The following is a 20,437-nucleotide window of genomic DNA, read 5'->3' as shown; positions in this document are numbered from 1 at the left end:
GTTTTTGATGGTCTGCCAAAGCCGCCTTAGACCCGCAGCACGCGGTAGAAGCGCACTTCCACGCCGGCCGGGTCGGGATAAGTCTTGGGTGGACCGACATCATACCAGAAGACCACCGAGCCAGTGCCACGGACCGGCACCAATACGGTGGTCCAGTTGATATTATCATCGCTGTATTCGATGTAGTAATCGCGGCCAGCCTGGGTGGCGATGACCAGTGAATAACGATTGTCTGCCTGCCGGGTGAAGCCGAAGTCCACCGGCGTGGCGCCAGTAAGCTGGATGGCGGGCAGCGGCGCGGTGACGATGGGGTAAATGACCACGTTGCTGGGCAGGTCATCGCGGGTAGGCACCACGTACTCGATGGTGACCACGCGGGATTCGCCACCGGCCAGCGGGTGGTTGTACTGCACATAAGGCACCCCATTTTCCATGCCGTTGGCATAAGGGACGCGCGCATTGGCAGGAAGATTGCGGAGATAGATGCGCACCGAGTCAATGGTCGAGCCAGTTGGATTGGAAATGCGAATATTCTGATGATACAGGCCGGTGAGCGCCTGGGGCGCCGTGTTAATGTCCACCGTGTTCAAAACAGTGAACTCAGGATAATTGCCTATCGGCAACTGCAAATCAGAAAGGATGGTGGCCAGTCCGCCCGTCTTGACGGCGCCGCTCAGGGAAGCGGGATCAGCCACCGTGGTGATGTTTCCATCCGCGCCAACCCGATAAGCGGGAACCGTCCCCACCACATCCACCGAAAGGCCAGTCATGTCGAGCACATTAAGCCCTTCGTTGCCCGTGTTAATGGCAATCGTAATCACCTCCGTTTCCAACGGATTGGCGGAAGGCGCCTGCTCTCCCACCGCCACAGCGGCGGTCAATCGCGCCACACTGCCAAACACATCCACGATTTTCGCGGCGGTAACGTCGGTTTCTTGAATGACACCAGTGACCGCATGAATACTGATGGCCCCCCAGTTGGATTGACTGGCGCGTGTGCCAGCCAGACGGTCGGCGGGCGTCCGGGCGTCCACCAGCGCCAGAGTCACATCCTGCTGAGCGCGCAAGCGGATGTTGCCGCCATCGGTTTGTACATGGCTGCTGGTGGACATGGTGAGGGAACCATTTTGCGCCCACAGCTCCATGGTGCCCGTGCCGGCAGTTTGCAAAACCACTCCGCTGGCCAGGGTCAAATGACGCCCACCTTGCAGGCTGACACTCCCGCCAAAGCTGCGGAGCCCCGCATTGAGCACCAGGTCGGAACCGGCGCCTCCCGCCAGCAACAAGACGTGGCCATCCGCATCCACCGCCAGGCCATTGGCGCTGGTGCCCTCATTGAGGACCAAACTGCCATTCACCGTTCGCAGCACCAGTGCGCCGCTGCCCGCGGCCACCAGATCGGATTTCGCAGTCTCTGCCAGTGTCACTGTACTGCCATCATTTCTTACCTGGTTTACAGTCACCGACACGGTGTCCACGGTGACCGCAGTTTGTTCAAGGAGGTTGATCCCCGGTGCGCCTGCGCTCGCAGCCAGAATGCGGGTCTCAATCTCCAGGGCATTTAACCCATAGGGCCGCTGCCAGTCGAGCCGCACCCCTCCGTTATCAAGGAGGGTGCTCGCAAGCGGAATTTCCCTGCCATCCTGTCCCAGGATGCGATAGAAACGCATGCCCGTGGGGTTGGCATCGGTGTAGGTGAGCGCGGCGCTATCACTGGTGATAACGGCCAGATTCTCCCACTGGATGAAGTTGGCGGTGAACTGAACTCGATAAACCTGGGTGTCAAAAGCGCCAATCGAACCATCCGCCCACAACCGCAGCGCCGAGGCAAAAATGCGCGTGCTGGTGTCCTGCGCCAGCGCAGCATCGAGGATTGCGCCATTCGCCATGATGCTCACACTCCCCCAACCCGCTTGCGTGGTCAACGTGCCCGCCGCGCGGTCCGCCGCAAAACGGGCGTCCACCAGACCCAACACCACATTCCCTCCCGCCTCCAAACGGATGTTGCCGGTGTTGGTGCGCAAGGCCGCGGAATCAGCCATGCGCAGAGTGCCAGCAGCCGCCCGCAGATACAGCGAAGCAGCCGCATTGGTGTCCACGCGCACTGATGGCCCAATGGTCATATCTCTGCCGGATAACACCGTAATGTTGCCGGTCGCCGCAACGATATGAGCGTTGGCATGCAGGGCCCCCTCCGCCTCCAGCAACACATTGCCGCTGCCGTGGGCGCTGACCCCCACCCCTCCCGGCGATGAACCAGCTTCCAGCGTCAGTCCTCCTTGCAGCACCCGGAGGAGGAGCGCACCGTTGTTGGCAGTCGTGGCCACGCCGCCTTGCGGCTGTTCAATCACTGGCGCGGTCATCCCTGAAGCCAGTACTTTTTGCACGGAAACCGCCACATCGGAAACCGTTAACGGTCCCGTTTGCACGAGGAACAAGGAGCCGGCAGCCGACGCCGAAAGAGCGTTGGTCTGCAACGCCAGATTGTCGCTGCTGGTGCCAATGCCTGCGCCGGAATAGAGACGGAGGCCGGCGGCAATCACATCCAATTCCAAATCACCGGCCTGGGAAACCGCCCCGCTCATCGCAGTAATGGCCACCTGCCCGCCCGTGCGCACGCCGGTCAGGCTGACGTTGCCCTGCGCGTACAAACGCACATGGCCAGTGTCCGAACGCACCCGGCTGGAACCGCTCAGGGTCAGGTTGCCCGTCGCGGCTTCCAAATTCACCGAACCTCCGCCCGTGGTCAGGACATCCGCCTGCACCCCAAAGGTGAGATGGCGGGCGGCTTGGACCGTCACATGGCCACCGGCGCTTTGCACATCCGCGCGCAAGGTCACATCCGTGCCGGTGCCCTCAGCGGCCAGCAGCACATTGCCTGTTCCACCCACGGATACGGCCAGATTGTCCGCCCCTCCCGCCTCCAAGACCAGATTGCCAGCCAAAGTCCTTAACACCACCGTCCCGTTGCCCGTGGCCCGCAAGTCGCTGCCACTCTGCACGGCTGCCGCCGTGGCGGTGCCGTTGGCGTTAACTCGATTTACCGCAATCGCCACTGAATCCACCGTCACGCCGGTGGCCTCCACCACATTCAGACCGCCGGAGCCTGCGGCTGCCGCCAGCGTCGCCGCTTCCACATGCAAGGCGCCGCGCAAGCCCTCAGTGTCCACCCGCTGCCAGGCCAGTTGCACGCTGCCGTTGGCCTGCAGCGCCGGGCGCATCATGGCGGCTGACACTGTCGCATCCGAACTGAGCACGCGATAAAACCGCAGGATGGTGCCGCTGGGGGGAGTATCAGTAAACTGGAACTGCCCTTCGGCGCTGGTGACCGTGGTCAAGTCACTCCAATGGATAAGGTTGCTGCTCACCTGCAAACGGTACGTCACCGGTTGCGGCGCAAGGAATCCTCCCACCGCTTCACCGGCCGCCAGGCGCAAGGCATTGGCGTAAATGGACGCCCCTCCGGACGGCAGCACGCCGGCTTCCCGCACGCGAGTTTGCGCTGACAGGGTGATGCTGCCCCAAACGCCTTGATGGGTCACGGTATCGGCCAGCCGGTCAGCCTCGTTGCGCGCATCCAAACGCGAGACCAGGATTTCACCGCCGCTGGTCAGGCGAATATTGCCACCGCTGGTTTGCACCAACGTGCCGTGCGCCAGGCGCAGATTCCCCTGCATGCTTTCCAGGTCAATGGTGCCCCCGTTGGTAACCAGAGCCGCCGCTGCAGATGCCAGCAAATGCCGGCCTGCCGTTAAGGTCATGCTCCCGCTGGCAGTAATAACCGCTGACTGAATGTCCAGGTCAGCAGCAGCCCCACCAGCAGCCACCAGGAGATGGCCTCCACCCGCAATGCTGATGGCGCGGCCATCCAAAGGCGCATTGCCATCCAACAACGTAATGGTGCCCGCCACGGTCCTGAACACAATACCACCCCCGGCAGCCACCAAATCACCCTGCTCGGCATCCGTCACTGTTTGCAACAAACCGCTTCCATTCACCGTCTGCACCGTCACCGACACAGAGGACACTGTGACGGCATCGCCTTCCAACAGATTGATTCCACCGACCCCGGCGCGGGCGCTGACAATGTCCACCGCGATTTCCATGGCGTTGGACGCCGAGCCCAATACGCCAATCCCGTTGCCCGCCTGCAATCGCAAGCCCGCCGCAGTTACGTCGCGGCTCATTTCCCCGGCATCCCATACAGAGCCATTGACCGTGATGATGGAAACCTGACCCTGGGTGGAGACCCCGGTTAGGGCGGCATTTTGGGCTGCTTTAATGCGGATATTGCCCGCTTGCGCGAATAGCCCACTGCGGGCATCAAGGAGCACAGAGCCAGACAACGCCTCAACTTCAATCGTGCCACTGCCGGCGGTGCCGATGCTGACAAACGGAGCCAGCGAAATATCCCGGCCAGCGATGACGCTGATATGGCCACTTTCGCTGCTGACGCTGGCGTTCAACGCCACATCCGCTCCGCCCGCCTGCAATAATATATGACGCCCCGCCACCACGGAGAAGCCATCCGGCAGATCATCCCCATCGTTCAAGGTGATGGTCCCGCTCAAGTTGCGCAGCACCACCGAACCCGTGCCACCCGCCACCAGATCGCTGAGCACCGCCTCACCCATGGGCTGAATCGTGGCATCCGCTTGCACCCGCTGCGCCAGCGCGGACACATCGCCCACGGTCACGGCATTGCTTTCAAGCAAACTGATGCCTCCCGCGCCCGCCGAAGCGGCCAGCGTATCCACCGAGATTTCCAGCGGATTGGAGGCGGCGCCGAGCGTGCCGATGCCGTGCGCCGCCCACAGGCGCAAGCCGCCGGCAACCACGTCATGATAACGATCTCCCCCGTCCAGGATCGAGCCGGCGGCAGAGGTTAGCGAGACTTGACCCGCGGTGCTGATGCCGCCCACCGTCAAATGACCCTGCGCCATGACTTTGACATCCCCACTGCCACTCGCAAACAGCGTGTTGTCGGACATGGTCACCGCTCCCGTGGCAGACTGCAAAAGGATGGTGCCATCAGCAGAGGTGATCAAATCTGCCTCGGCCCCAAAAACAGCGTTGCCCTGCGCCAGAACCGTCAAATGGCCGTTACCGCTGATTACGTCCGCGTTGACGTGCAAAACGCCGACCACTTGCAACAGCACATTGCCCGTCCCATGGGCCACCACCGCCTGGCCATTCATCAGACGGTCATTCAAGATGAGATTACCAGCAGTATTTTGCGCCACGATCGAGCCATTGCCGCCCATTGTGGTCAAACCGCTGAGTGGTGCTTCAACTAAGGGCGCGGTCAGGGCGTCTGTCTGCACCTGCTGATAAAGCACAATGACGGAGTCCACCGTCCACCCGCCGGAGTTAAGCAAGTTAATGCCGCCCCCGGCAGCCCGCGCCGCCACAAGGCTGACGCTCAATTCCAGGGCATTGGCGCCGGCTCCCAGGGTGCCAATCCCCATCCCCGCCGTCATCCGCAACCCGACACTGGTCACCTCACGATAAACCTCGCCCCCATCCCAGATCGAGCCAGTGGCCGCGATCAGGGAAACGTAGCCCCCGGTTTCAATGCCTCCCAGCGTGATGTCCATGGCCGCCGCCACCCGCACCGTGCCAGTACCGGTTTGGAACAAGGAATTGTCATCCATCAGCACACTGCCCGCAATGGCTTCCACCACCACGTTGCCAACACCCGAGGTGACAACATCAGCCGCCCCATCCAGTGTCACATCCCGGCCCCCCAGAATGGTAATGTGCCCGCTGCCAGAGCGCACATCAGCCCCAATGTCCACATTGTAATTGGCGCCTCCCGCCTGCAACAACACGTTGCCGCTCCCGTGGGCCTGCACACTGCGATCATTGGATATCTGGCCGTCATTCAACGACAGCGAGCCATTCAGCGTCCGCAAAACAATGGAACCATTGTTGGCAGTGCTCATCACATCCGATTGCGTGGCATCCTCCACCCGTTGCAGCACGCCATCCGGCCTCACCCGCTGCACCGCAGCGTACGTGTCATCCACCGTCAAACTGTCCAGCTCCAGCAGGTTGATGGCGCCTGCTGCGCGCGCGCTGACATAAGTCACCGTCGTTTCCAAAGCGTTGGCCCCCGCGCCCAGCGTGCCAATGGCGCCACCGGCAAACAGGCGCAGGTTGTCAGCCGTCACATCCATCCACGTATCCCCTCCATCCAGTATTGAACCTCCAGCAACCAGCGAAAGGTTGGCCTGGGTGGAAAGTCCGCCCACGATAATGTTTTGACCCGCGGCCACCCGGATATCGCCGCCCGCGGCGCTGACCCGGGCAGTATCGTGCATGGTCACGCTGCCCACCAACGCTTCGAGATAAACCGTCCCGGCCTCGCCGGTTTGAACGGCCACTGTAGCGTTCAACTGGAGCTGGCGATTCGCCACCAAGGTCACATGCCCGCCACCCGTGAAAACATTGGCCTGCGCCGTTAAGTCGCCATCAACATCATTGGCATGCAAGGCGATGTTGCCGCTCCCATGGGCGCTCACGGCCACCCCGGACAGGCCACCCGTCCCATCATTCAAGGTGAGGCCACCCTCACGCACTTGAATCAAGATGCTGCCATTGCCTGCGGTGGTGATTACATCGCTTTGCGTAGAATCTGTTATCGCTTGTACCGTGGCATCGTTCTGCACCACCTGCACCGTGGCTGAAGTATCCCCAATTGCCAGCGGCCCGAATTGCACCAAATTGACCCCGCCATTGGATGCCCGGGCGCTGACAGTGTTGACGGCCAATTCCAGCGGGCGATTAAAGGCGCCCTGCATCCCCACACCCACCGAGGCCACGAGCCGCAACTGGCTGGCCATTACATTCGTGCCGGAACTCCTCGCGTTGGTGATGGAGCCTGAGAGGGCGGTAATGGAGACATTGCCCGCCGTCTTGATTTCGCCGAGAGCCACTCCCAAACTGGCCCGCAAACGCACGGCCCCCGTCCCGCTGGCAATGGACGCGGTTCCCTCCATGACAATATCGCCCCCGGCCGCCTCCAGATTGATTGTCCCCGTCCCCGTCGTCGCCACGCGCGCCTGCGAGGCCAATACCATCCCCTGCCCCGCCAGCAATGTCACATGGCCCGTGCCCGCCTGCACCCATGCGTTTTCCAGCAACACTACCTGGCTCGACGCGCCTCCCGCGGAAAGCAGCACATTCCCCCCACCAAGCGCTCCCACCGTGGGCGTTTCGGGCGCGATGCCACGCGCCGCAAGTGTCAGAGTGCCCGCCGCCGTGCGCAACACCACCGGGCCATTGCCATCGGTAATGTTCACCCCGCGAAGTGGCGCCTCGGTCACGGCCTGCAGGGTGGCATCGTCCTGCACTTTCTGCACGGTGGCGGAGGTTTGGGTCACCAGCAACGCATCTGCTTCCAGCACAAACACCCCACCTGCGCCCGCCCGCGCGCTGGCTTGGGCCGCTTGCGTGCGCAATGGCGCAGACACCGTGCCCACGCTGTTGGCGGCCACCAGCCGCATCTGCGCTGCCTCAATATTGTAGGAAGCCCCGCCCGCATCCGTAATCGAACCGGCGCTGGCGGTCACGGCCACATTGCCCGCGCTTGCCACACGGCCCAAGACAGCATTTTGGGATGCTACCACGCGAATGTCCCCCACAGCAGACACCACACTGCTGGCCGCGTGCATGGTCAAGTTGCCGGCGCCGGCTTCCACATTGATGGTCCCGCTGCTACCGGTGCTGACCATCACTTGCGCGGCGAGATTAACATGCCTCCCGGCCAGCAGCGTCACCTGACCCGAACCAGAATTCACCGAGGCATTGGCAAGCACATCCCCCGCCGCCCCGCCCGCCCGCAGCAAAATATGGCCCGCCCCCGCCGCACGCACGGCCTCGCCGTTGCCATCGCCACCATCCACCAAGGTCAAGGCGCCGGAAGTCGTGCTGAGGCGAATGCTGCCCCCCGCTTCGGTCACCACATCGGCCAATGCGGCATCAGTCACCGCTTCCACATTGGCATCAGGCAAAACCCGGTTGACGGTCACCGCCACCCGGTCCACCGACAAAGCGGAAACCTCGCTCAGGTTGATGCCCCCGGCCCCCGCCCGCGCTGCCACTGTGGCAATGTCCGTTTCCAGCGGGTCCGCATTCACACCCAACCGGCCAATGCTGCCGGCCGCCACCAGCCGGGCGCCCGAAGCAAAAAGGTTGTTCGCGTGGAAGGTGCTCCCGTCCAAAATGGAACCGGTGGCCGCAATGATGGAAACATGATTCAGTGTGGTAATATTGCCCACCGTTACATCATTTCGCGCGGCCACCCGGATGCTGCCCAACCCGCCAAAGAACTGGCTGTTATTGGACATGGTCACCGAGCCACCCGCCGCCTCAACGTAAATCGTTCCATGGCCGCCGGTCACAATGTCTGCCTGATTGTTGAAGGTCACCTCAGCCGCCGCCTGGACGGTGATATGGCCATTGAGGGAGCGCACATCAGAATTGGCCGTGAAGCTGGCCCCCGCTCCCCCGGCGGCAAGCAGCACCTGACCGGTGCCGTGGGCGCTGACGGCATGCAGGTTTGACGGGGTGCCTTCATTCAAGGTCAGGCTGCCCGCCGTGGTCACCAACACAATCGAGCCATTGCCGGCAGTCGTCTGCAAATCATTCTGGCGCGCCTCGGTCAATGCGGATAAGGTGGCGTCCACTTGCACTGCCTGCACCGTGACCGCCGTGTCATCCACGGCAAGCGCGTCGCTTTCCAACACATGAATGCCACCCCCTGTCGCGCGCGCGCTAATCGCCGAGACGCTGGTGCGCAAAGGCGACGCATTGGCGCCGAGCACGCCCACCCCCGTTCCCGCCGCCAAACGAAGTTGATTGGCGTTCACGTTCACCAGCGGAGCTGCCACCCCGGCATTGGTGATGGAGCCGTTCGTGGCGGTAATGGCCACATTGGCCAGCGGCGCCGCCAACATCCCCAAAATGGCATCCGCAGACGCGCTGACCCGCATATCCCCGCCTGAGACCAGACTCGCTGTGGGATGCATCGTGAGGCTGCCCGCATCCGCCACCACATTCAGCGTGCCCACCCCACCAGCGAATATTTGACTATTGGCAGCCATTAGAATGGCCCGTGCCGCCACCGTAACGTGACCTCCCGCGGAAGCGACCCCCGCCTGAACATTCGCATTCACTTGCAGCACCGACCCGGCGGCCCCGGCGCTTAAATGCACATTCCCGCTGCCTGTTGTCGTCACGGCCGCTCCATTGGCCGGAGCCGTTCCATCGTTCAAGGTCAGACTGCCCGCCGTGGTCCGCACCACAATGGAGCCGCCCTGGCTCACGGCCAAATCACTTTGTAGCGGCGCAGTAATCGTCACCACCGAGCCATCCTCCTGCACTTCAGTAATCGTCGCCGAAACGCCATCCACCGTCAACGCATTGGCTTCCAACAAATGGAGGCCACCGGCGCCGGCGCGCGCGCTTACCGTGTTGACCGCCACCTCCAGACCATTGGCTCCCGCCCCCAGGGTGCCAACGCCCACAGCCGCTTGCATCCGCAGGCCGCCGGCCGTGACGTCCGGCGATGTATCATCAGCATCCAGGATGGAGCCGGTCGCGGCGGCAATGGAAACATTGCCCGTGGTGGCAATCCCACTGACGGCGGCATCGCCTTGCACCTGAAGAATGATGTCGCCATTCCCGGCGTCGAGCCGGTTGCGGCCCTGCATGACCAAATCGCGTCCCGCATTCACACTGATGGCGCCCTGCGTGACCACGTTCACATTCGTTCCCATGATAATATCCCGCTCCGCCCGCAAACTGATGCTGCCGGCGGCGCTTTGCACGCCCGCGTTCAACACAAGGTCCCCAGCAGAACCGGATGCCATGAGCAGCACATTGCCAGAACCGTGCGCGTTGGCCGCCATGCCATCCGCCGGGTTGAGGCCATCATTCAAGGTCAGCGCTCCTGCCAGCGTCCGCAATACAATACTGCCATTGCCGGCGGTGGTGCGCAGATCACCTTGGACCCCATCGGTCAGGGAGTTCACCAAACCATCGGCTTGCACCTCCTCATAGACGACCGCCACCGAATCAATCGCAATATGATTGCTCTCCAGCAAATTAATCCCGCCGCCAGCGGCGCGCGCGCTGACCGTGGCCACATTGATTTCCAAGGCATTGGCGCTGGCGCCCAACTGGCCTATCCCCACGCCCGCCACCAGCCGCAACCCGTTGGCAACCACCTCCAGATACGCATCCCCGCCATCCAAAATGGAACCTCCGGTGGCAATGAGTGACACATTGCCTCCGGTGGCAATCCCGCCCAGAACGATGGAATTGGCCGCGCGCAATCGAATCGCGCCCGTTGCACTCTGAATGAGCGCGCTATCCTCCATGGTCAAACCACCCGCCCCCGCATCCATCACCACGGAGCCAGCGCCGGTTTGCACCTCCACACCGGCCCCAAGGATGACATGCCGCCCGGCCACCAGTGTGACGTGGCCCTGAGAGGAAACGATATTGGCGTTAAGCAGCAAATCAGCATCCTGACCGCCCGCGGCCAAGCGCACATGGCCCGTCCCGTGAGCGCGAACGGCTACCCCCTCGCCGGGCGCCGTGCCGCTGTTCATGGTGATGGTGCCCCCCAGCGTGCTCAGCACAATGGAGCCATTGCCGGAAGTGGTCACCAGGTCACTTTGCGCCGCATCATTCACCAAAACCAGCGTGCCATTGGCCGCCACTCGATAAACCGTCACCGCCACGTCATCCACCCCCACGGCGTTGGCCTCGACAATGTTAATGCCGCCAGCCTCGGCGCGCGCGGACAACACGGCTACGTTGGTCTCCAGGGCGTTCGCGCCCGTGCCCAGCGTCCCAATGCCATTGCCGGCCGCCAGCCGCAGGCGATGGGCCAGCACTTCCACCTCAAGATCGCCACCATCCAAAACCGAGCCGGCCGTGGCCAGCACGCTGACATCACCGCCGCCAGCATCCAGCGTCGTCAAGGTGACGTCTTGCGCAGCTTTGTAACGCACGTTGCCCCCAGCCGTGGTGGCGAGAGCATTGCCTTGCATCGTCGCCGACCCACGCCGCGCCTCGACCTCGATGGTACCCGCTCCCCCCGTGCGTATTGTCCCGCCCGTTTCCTGAATAACATGCCGATTCGCCAGCAGGGAAATGGAACCCGTGCCCGAAGTCACCGAGGCGAACAACTGAACATCCTTGTCATGGACACTCGTGGTCTGGGCTTCAAGCAATACATGCCCCGAGCCGTGGGCGGATACCCCCACGCCATTAGCAGGATGGGCGCCGTCGCGCACGGTGAGGCTGCCATTAAGGGTTTGCAAAACAATGCTGGCATTGCCACCCGTGGTGACCACATCACTCAAGGCCGCTTCATTCACGCGATAGGCAGGCGAGTCAGTGCCATCGGGCGCCACCCGCGAGATGACCATGGGTCCCACTCCATCCACCACCAGGCCATCTTCTTCCAGCACAAAAATGCCCCCCGCGAAAGCCCGCGCCGCCAGCGTGGCGACAGCCGTGTCCAGCGCATTGCCATGGGTGCCAATGCCCCCCGCACCCACCAGCCGCGCGGCGGCCGCCGTGATGTCCGGGTGGGCATCGCCATTATCCAGCACGCGACCCGTGGCCGCGGTCACCGAGACAATTCCCGCACCCGCATTCAAACCGCCCAGCCGCACATCCCCCGCCGCAAAATACCGAACAGGCCCCCCGCCCGAAGCTGTCAGTGCGCCATTCTCCATGACGATGCTGCCGGTGCTGGCGTCCACGCTAATGGCGCCGCCGCCCGTGGTCAGTGACCCCACCACGCTTTGCCGCACGTCGCGATTGGCAAACACCGTCACATGGCCGCTGCCAGAGACGATGGCTGCGTTCACCATCACGTCCATCTCATCGGCGTCATTGGAAAAGGCGGCCAGGCGGATATTCCCGGTGGTGTCCGCCACCACCGATTGATTCACCGTCAGACTCCCGTTGGCGGCAGTCAGGACGATGGCGCCCCCGCCCGTCGTGCGCACCTCGGTCAACGCCGCGTCGGTAATCCGCAGGGCCAGCGGCGTTGAACCGTCGCTGTCCACGCGGCTGACAGTCATCACTCCCAGGGCATCCACCGTCAACGCATCCGCCTCCGTGAGGAAAAGCCCGCCCGCCCCTGCGCGCGCCGCCAATACGGCAATGACCGTATCCAAAGCATTCATGCCCGTACCAGCCCCATTGCCGGCCACCAACCGCAAACGCGCTGCCTGCACGTCAACATCGGCATCGCCTCCATCCAGAATGGACCCGCCAGCCAGCAAACTCACATCCCCCGTGCCGTTGAGCAGTCCGCCGACCACGATGTCGCCAACAGCTCGATAACGTAGGGTGCCGCCGCTGGTTTGGGCCACCGCTCCATCAGCCATGGAAATGCCGCCATGAAGTGACTCCACCTCAATGGTGGCAGCGCCGGTGAGAAGGTCACCAGCCGCAGCCTGGGTAATTGCAGCGTTGGAGAGCAACGTAATGCGTCCCGCCGTGGAACGCACCGCTGCATTCAGTGTCAGAGTTTTATCATCCGCTCCCGTCGTGCGAGTTTCCAAACGAATGTTGCCCGTCCCGTGGGCGCGAATCCCAGTGGCGTCTGCCGGGGCGGCGCCATCATTGACGGTCAGCGAACCATTGACCGTTCGCAGCACAATCGAACCATTGCCGCTGCTGGTCACTACGTCGCTCAAGGCATTGTCCACCAATCGCAAGCCCGCCGGCACAGAACCGTCGCTATCCACCCGGTTGACCGTGACCGGCCCCACCGTATCCACCGTCAAATGGCCTGCATTGGTGAGGAAAATGCCGCCACTGGTGGCCGAAGCGGCCAGCCCATTCACGTTGATTTCCAGATGATTATCCCCCTGCCCCACCCCAATTCCGGCCACCAGACGCGCTTGAGCTGCCGTGATATCCTCCCGCGTGTCCCCCGCATCAAGGATGGAGCCATTCTGAGACCACGCACTCACCATTCCCGCGCCCGACTGGACGCCAGACAGGACCATATCCCCGGCGACAAACAAACGAATATGGGCATCCTGAGTCACCAGCCGGGCACCGTCCGCCATGGTGAAGGCATTGGCACTCACCTCCACCGTGCCCGCGGTGGCTAACACATGCCCCGTGGCAGCCTGGTTGACTGCTCCTGCCGCCATGAGAGACACACTGCCTGACACACTGACCACCGCGTTGACTTGAATGTTATCCCCCGTGGTTTGCGTCCGCAGCAGGAGATGACCGCTCTGGACGGTGATTCCCATTCCCCCCGCCGGCGCCGTGCCATCGTTCACCGTGATTCTGCCTGAGCTGGTCTGCAGCACCACACTCCCGGTGACCACGATGTCGCTCCGGGCGGCATCGGTCTGCCGCAATGCCACGGGCGTGGTGCCGTCTGCATCCACTCGATTCACAATCACCGCGCTCACCGTATCCACACTCAGCGCGCCGCTGTTGACGATAAATAAACCGCCCGCGTTGGACTGCGCCGCCAGGGTGGTCACAGCCATTTCCAGATGGTCAGAACCGTTGCCGATGCCCGCACCGGCAACCAGTTGCGCCCGCCCCGCACTAATCTCCACATGAGCGCCGCCTCCGTCAGTAATGGTTCCCGCGGCCGCCGTCACACTGACCCCCCCACTGCCCGCTAGTAAGCCACCCAAGGTGACATTGCCCCCGGCAGCATAACGAATGACCCCGCCATCCGACTGCGCATAAGCCCCATCGGCCATACTGAGGTTTCCGCCAAAAGCCTGCGCATCTACCGTGCCTCCATTCGTGGTGATGTCGCCGTCGCTGGTTTGCGTAAGATGCCGTGCCGCCAATAAACTGATGTGGCCGGAAGTCGTGGAAACGGCTGCATTCAGGGCAAGATCAAGATTCCCGGTTTGTGCACCGGCGCTCAGCAGGATGTTGCCTGTCCCGTGGGCAGTAACCGGTTGGTTGACGGTGACCGAACCCGACGCCAGCAAAACCACCGGGCCATTGTTGGCAGCAGTGACCAGCCCCGCCAACGCTGCGGCGTCCTGATTTGTAGCCGTGGACGCGTCCGTTTGCACACGCCGGGCTGCCACCACGCCCACTGTGCCCACCGTCACCTCACTCGCCTCACTCAGATACACCCCCCCAGCGGCCGCCCGCGCCGCGAGCACGGCGACGGACAACTCCAGTGAATTCCCAGCCGCACCCACCGTGGTGCCCGCTGTCAAACGGACATTGTTGCCCAGGATATCCACCGCTCTATCGCCACCATCAAAAATACCGCCAGCCCCAGCGCTCAAACTCACATCCCCGGTGGCGGTGTTGAGGCTGCCCAGGGTGACATTCTGCGCGGCCCGGTAACGAATATTGCCCGCAGCACTAATGGCTGATGCGCTGGCCAGGCCGTTGTCCTGCATGGTAATGGAGCCATTCAGAGCTTCCACCGACAGGGTCCCCACGCCGCCCGTTGCCAGGGTGGCTGTCGCCGCCTGGCTCACATTTCTATTCGCCACAATGGAAAGATGGCCTCCACCGGAACTGACGGAAGCGTTCAGGAAAATATCTTTATCGTTCACCACCCCCGATTGGGTCCGCAACAGAATATTGCCCGCACCGGAGGCCGTGATGGAACTGTTCACCGTCAGCGCCCCATTCAACGTCCATAGGATGATGGAATAATCCCCGCCCGCCGTGGCCACGCCTGCCAAACTGGCCGCAGGCGTGGCGGGATGCAGCGCCGAACCACCGTTGGCCGCCACCCGCCTCACTTGAATGCCCGCCACTGAACCAATGATTAAATCATCACCGTCGTTCAGAAACACCCCATCCCCTGCCTGTGCGGCCAACGTTCCCGCCAACAATTCCAGCGCGTCCGCCGGCAAGCCCACGCCTGCACCCGCCACCACGCGCACCGCCGCCGCCGCAATGTCCGTGTGCGAATCGCCCCCGTCCAATACGGCGCGCCCAGCCTGGAGCGATACCGTCCCGGCGCCCGCAGATAAACCACCTACCGTAATGTCATTGGAGGCGACATAAAGAATGTGACCACCGCCGGTTTCGCTAAGGGCGCCATCGGCCATGTTGATGGAGCCAGCGCTGGCTGCCACGTCCAACGTGCCACCCAGGGCAGAAAGATCACCAGCGGCCTGCTGCCATACATCACGTGCGGCCAGCAGCGTCACGTGGCCCGCCGGCGCTACCACCGGAGCTCCCAGTTGAATGTCCGCATTGGCGCCGCCCGCTTCCACCAGAATATTTCCAGTGCCATGCGTGGTAATGGTCTGCTGCACCGTCAAGGTCCCCTGGCTCGTCCGTATGACAATCGGACCATTGCCGCCCGTGGTCGTAAGCCCCGTCATGGCGGCATCCGTCAACAAAGTAGTGGTCCCTGCCGCGCGCACGCGGTAAGAATTCACCGGCCCCACCAGCGCCACCGTCAACGCATCCGCTTCCTGCACAAACAGGCCGCCATTCGCCGCCTGGGCTGCCAGCGCGGTAATTTGCGTCTCCAACGGATTGCTGGACTGGCCAATGGCCGTCCCGGCAGCAAGCCGGACATTCCCGGCGCGGATGTCCACCTGAGCATCGCCATTGTCGAGAATCGAACCCTGGCTGGACAACACCGACACATCTCCCGTCCCGGCATCCAACCCACTCAGGAGCACATTGGCCGCCGCCGCATAGCGGATGGTCCCCCCGCCGCTCTGGGTCAAAGCGCCATCGGCCATTTCAATGCGGCCTGTTTCCGCCTCCACATCCACCGTGCCAGCTCCGCCGGTGGCAATGGCGGCCGTGGCCGCTTGCATGACATGGCGGTTGGCCACGACACTGACCCAGCCCGAAACCGAAGACACAGAGGCATTAAGCAAAATGTCTTTGTCGGCATTTCCAGCGGTCTGCGCCAGCAACAACAGATTGCCGGAGCCATGCGTGCTGACGGCTTGATTTACATTAAGCGTGCCGTCCAATGTCTGCACCACCAGCCGCCCATTGGCAGCGGTGGTGGTGACCCCCGCCAAGGCCGGAGCATGGCTGATCACCTGCTGGCCGCCATCACTCTGCACGCGAATCGCTGACACCGCTGGCAGCGCGCCAATGGTCAATGCGCCGCTGTTGCTCAAAAACAATCCTCCCCCCGCCGTGGCCGCCACCATCTGCACTGTCAAATCCATTAAATTGGCGCCATTGCCGATACCCGTCCCGGCCGCCAGACGCAATTGCACCGCCCCGAAATCCGTGCTCGTATCGTCATTATCCAAAATGGCGCCTCCAGCCGTCACGCTGACGTTATTCATCATCGTGAGCATGGCGCCCACCACCACGTCACCGGCCGCAGCCACGGTAATATTCCCCATGGCAGAAATGACGGCGCCATCGGCCATATTTAGGGAACCGGACTGGGCTTGAACGTCCACATCACCATTGGGCGTAAAGACATCCCCCTCCGCACTCAAGTTAATGTCCCGCGCGGCAAGAAGCGTTATATGGCCCACATTAGACCGTATCCCGGCATTAAGTAGTAAATCCTGCGCCGTGCCTTGCGCCTGCAAAAGCATATTGCCCGAAGCCAGGACACCGTTGGCATCGCCACCGCCATTGATGGTCAAGTGGCCGTTTTGCGTCACCACCACCACCGGTCCCGCGGAAGCCACAACATCACTCAAGGCGCCATCCACCTGACGCAAACCGGCCGGTGTGGCGCCATCAACTTGCACCCGGTTCACGGCCATGGGCCCCACCTGGTCTATGGTAAGCGCACCGACATTGGTGATAAACACCCCTCCCGAGGCCGCTGCAGCCGCCAGCGTGGCCACCGCCAAATCCAGGTGATTCGCTCCCGCTCCCAAGCCCAACACAGCGCTCAGCCGACCCTGCGCAGCAGTTATTTCTGGATGATTATCGCCTCCATCCACAATCTCGTTGCCGGTGGAAATCACCGACACATTGCCCGTGCCCGCATTCAATCCACCCAAAGTGATTCGCCCAGCCGCCTGGTAACGAATATTCCCACCCCCTGAAGTGGTGGTTACCCCATTTTGCATCAGAATCGCGCCGCCCGCCTCCACATCCACCGTCCCCCCGCCAGTCACCACGTTACCCCCGGTATTCTGAGTTATGTCGCGCCCCGCCAACATCGAAACATGGCCGGTATCCGTGGTTACCGGCGCATTCAGAACAATCCCACGGTTTGCTGCCAACGCCGTCAGGCGAAGGTTGCCCCCCGTGCCTGCCACCACCCCCTGGTCCACGGTAAGCGAACCCAGAAGCGAGACAAGCACGCCATGACCACCCGCCTGCGTCGTCAAACCGTTCAGCGTGGCGTCCGTCTGCGTGGCCGTGGAGAGATTGGAGTTCACCACCTGCACCGTCACCGAAACCGCCCCCACCACCAAATCGTCGGACTCGGTTAAATAGAAGCCGCCATTCGCCGCACCGGCCACCGTGTCAACGAATATTTCCAACAAGTCGGCTGGCGCTCCGGCCTGACCACCACTGGCAAGCCGCAGTTGGGCGCCCTGCAAATTGAGCGCGGCGGCATTGGCATCGCTGATGGAACCGTTGGCGGACCACAAGCTGATGCGCCCGCCACCGGCGTTGATGAAGGCCACCGCCAGCGTTTCAACCGCCGCGTATCGAACGTTGCCGCCATTGCTCACGGTCTGAACCGTTCCGGCCATGGTCACCGGACCATTCAACGCTTGCAGGGAAATGCTGCCCCCATCCGTTTGAATATTGCTGTTTTGCAACAAACCTGCCGCCGCCAGCAAAGCAAGGTTGCCCGTGCCCCCCGCCCTGACACCCCCGCCCGCTGCCAGTGTCAAATCACCCGCTGCGTTGACAATATAGATGGAACCACCAGCAGTGGACGCTCCCAGAACCGTCAATGCATCCGCCTCCCCAAGCAAAATGTCGCCATTGGCGGTGGCCGTCACCTGCACCGTCGCCACATTGGTGTTAAGCTGTATGGGACCAGTGGCCGTGGCCGTCAACGAGGAAGTGCCCATGACCCCCGCGACAGGCGTCAGGATGCCACCTGCCCAGGCGGACATGATAAGGGAAGCTGGAGCCGTCACGTTGTTAATGACGCGAATGGACGCTGCATGGAATTGCGCGGCATTGGTCAAATCCGCGCGGCCCATCTCCAGGAGACCATCAGTGTTGGCATCCGTCGGAGCGGAAGCGGCGGTGAAAGGAACGCCAGCAGCGTTGATGGCAGTGATAATGTCCGCTTGCGTATGCGCCGCCCCATGGGGTCCGTCCACCAATCGAGCCTGGACGAATAAAATCCTGGACCCCGCCTGGTACTGCACCGATACCGCAGCCACATCGCGATTCAATAAAACCAACGTCGCGCCGTTATTCCCCATCCCCGGAGCCGTGGCCGTGAAAAGCAAATCATTGTTCTCTCCCGGCACTGCAAGCATTGCCGAGGCAGGCACCGCATCCGCCCCCCCTGCCGTCCGGTCGGAAATCACCGTTTCAAACACCCCCAGACCCGTGGTGTAATCGCTGCCAGCCGTCACGGTGAAGGGACGATTGCCGGCGTCATACTCCGCCGGAGTGTCACCCACTTTGGTGTGATTGTTGACTGCATCAAGGACGGCGGCGGCAGTCGTATCAAATAACCGAACATTGATGGCCAGCAAACGTTGGGTGGCATAATAGCGCGCCTCCGCCACCCCCGGAGCCATCGTGGCATCGTCAAAAATGCGCACCACCACCCCATTCATGCTCGCGCCCAAAACGTTGGCCGTAAAACGCAAATCATTATCCAATCCCGGCGAACGCAGCTCCAACCACGCCGCCGCCAAATCGCTCCCGCCAGCGGTCACTGCGGTCATCGCCCGGCGCTGCAAAGCAGCGGGCGTGTCCGGCGAGCCTTCCCAACCAACGATGATGCCCCCAAACTTGTCGCTAATGGCATTCAAGTCATTCACCGAAAGGTCAAGCACCCCCACGTTGGCGCCGGCCGCTGTCCCCAACTTGATGGGCACAATGGCCTGGGTGGGACGCAGAATAATCGTGCTGTTGTCCACCCCGCCACTGGTCACCGTGCCAGGGCCGCCATTAAAATCAATTTCGTCGGCGGACAAAACCAGGTCCTGACCGGCAGCCACCGACACGCGGTCATTGAAGACCAGGGCCGCGGTGGCAAGGTCAAGGGCACGCGCCGCCACCTGCCGGTCAAAGGTCGTGGTGCCAAACCCCCGCAACTGTCGCAAATCTCCAGCCACGGCAACCACCCCCTGGAAACGCACATTCCCGGCCTCGGTCAAGGTCAGCGGGCCGTCCGTCGTGAGGTTGCCATTGAGGTTGATGTTTCCGGTACCGGAAACCGGGCGGGCCGCCAGCACAATGGAAGGCGCACCGCCGCTCGTTGTCAAAGCGCCGTGTATGGTAAGCTCGGCCTCTGTGGAAATTTCCACAGAGCCGGCAAGGATGTTGCCAGCCGGCCCGCCCTCCACCAGCGGCACCCCCAGATTAATGGACCCCGTGGTATTGATGATCCGCAATTGACCCAGCACTTGAATATTGCCATTCACCACCACGCGGCCGGCGGAAACGATGGTCAGATTTTGCAACGGGGTGGCATTTCCGATGTCGCCGCGGATAAACAAATCACCACTGCCGGCGATAATGGTCAGGGATTCCGCCAGATTACCAGGATCAGCCGTTCCGTTAAGATTCCCCTCCACATAGATGTTACCCCCCAACGGACCAGTGCTGATGATTACCGATTTGCCCGCTGCAATGATTAAATTGCCCTCGAACAGCTTGTTGTCGCCATTGGTATAAACATCCGCCCCCAGCACAATATCCGTTAAATGACGCACCGGTGTTTCCACCAACGAAGCAGCCGGTGGCCCCCGATTTTCATTGGGCAGAGAAGCTGGTGCCAAACGTGCCTCGTCCCCTTCGGTCGAAATGAGCATACTGGCCGCCAACACCACTTCCTCTCCGCCAACCGTTAACGGTGCCGCCACCTTTTCTAATAAAGGAGTGCCTCCCAAATCATCGCCCACCAGACTTTCGTCTTCACCTCCAGGCTGGCTCGCATCAGACGTGTCCAACAATGGCGACCAGCGAACTGACTCCACCCCCTCCCACAAGCTTTCCTGGTTCTCCGCCACCACTGCAGAAGAAAGCGGAGTCTCACTCCAAGATTCACAGACCTCCACCTCCGAGGGTTTTACTTGGCCGTGCCCCGCGTCCCACGCCGCCAACGGCTCCGCCGAAAGCAACACCCGCGCTTCAAGCAGTTCCAGGCGAAAATCGCCTGTCCCGGCCAGGGTGTGGTTGCTGCCCTTCAAAGGCATATGGGCATTGGCACTCAAAATTAAAAAGACAATGGAACTGACCTGACTGGGCGCTGACCTGATTGCTTGTGACTGACGTAACGACACCAGTTTAATATGGACTC

The 20,437-nt window shown here is 62.2% G+C and carries 1 protein-coding gene; it reads right to left on the bottom strand.

What is annotated here, in order from left to right:
• Positions 1 to 26: 26 nt before the first annotated feature.
• Positions 27 to 20,351: a hypothetical protein gene (locus NXS98_RS03575; protein ID WP_283847099.1), complete on the bottom strand. Its 20,325-nt coding sequence runs from the start codon at positions 20,349 to 20,351 to the stop codon at positions 27 to 29.
• Positions 20,352 to 20,437 lie beyond the last annotated feature (86 nt).

Source organism: Fontisphaera persica (assembly GCF_024832785.1).
In the GTDB taxonomy this organism is placed as follows: domain Bacteria; phylum Verrucomicrobiota; class Verrucomicrobiia; order Limisphaerales; family Fontisphaeraceae; genus Fontisphaera; species Fontisphaera persica.
This window is presented reverse-complemented; position numbering and strand designations above follow the sequence as displayed.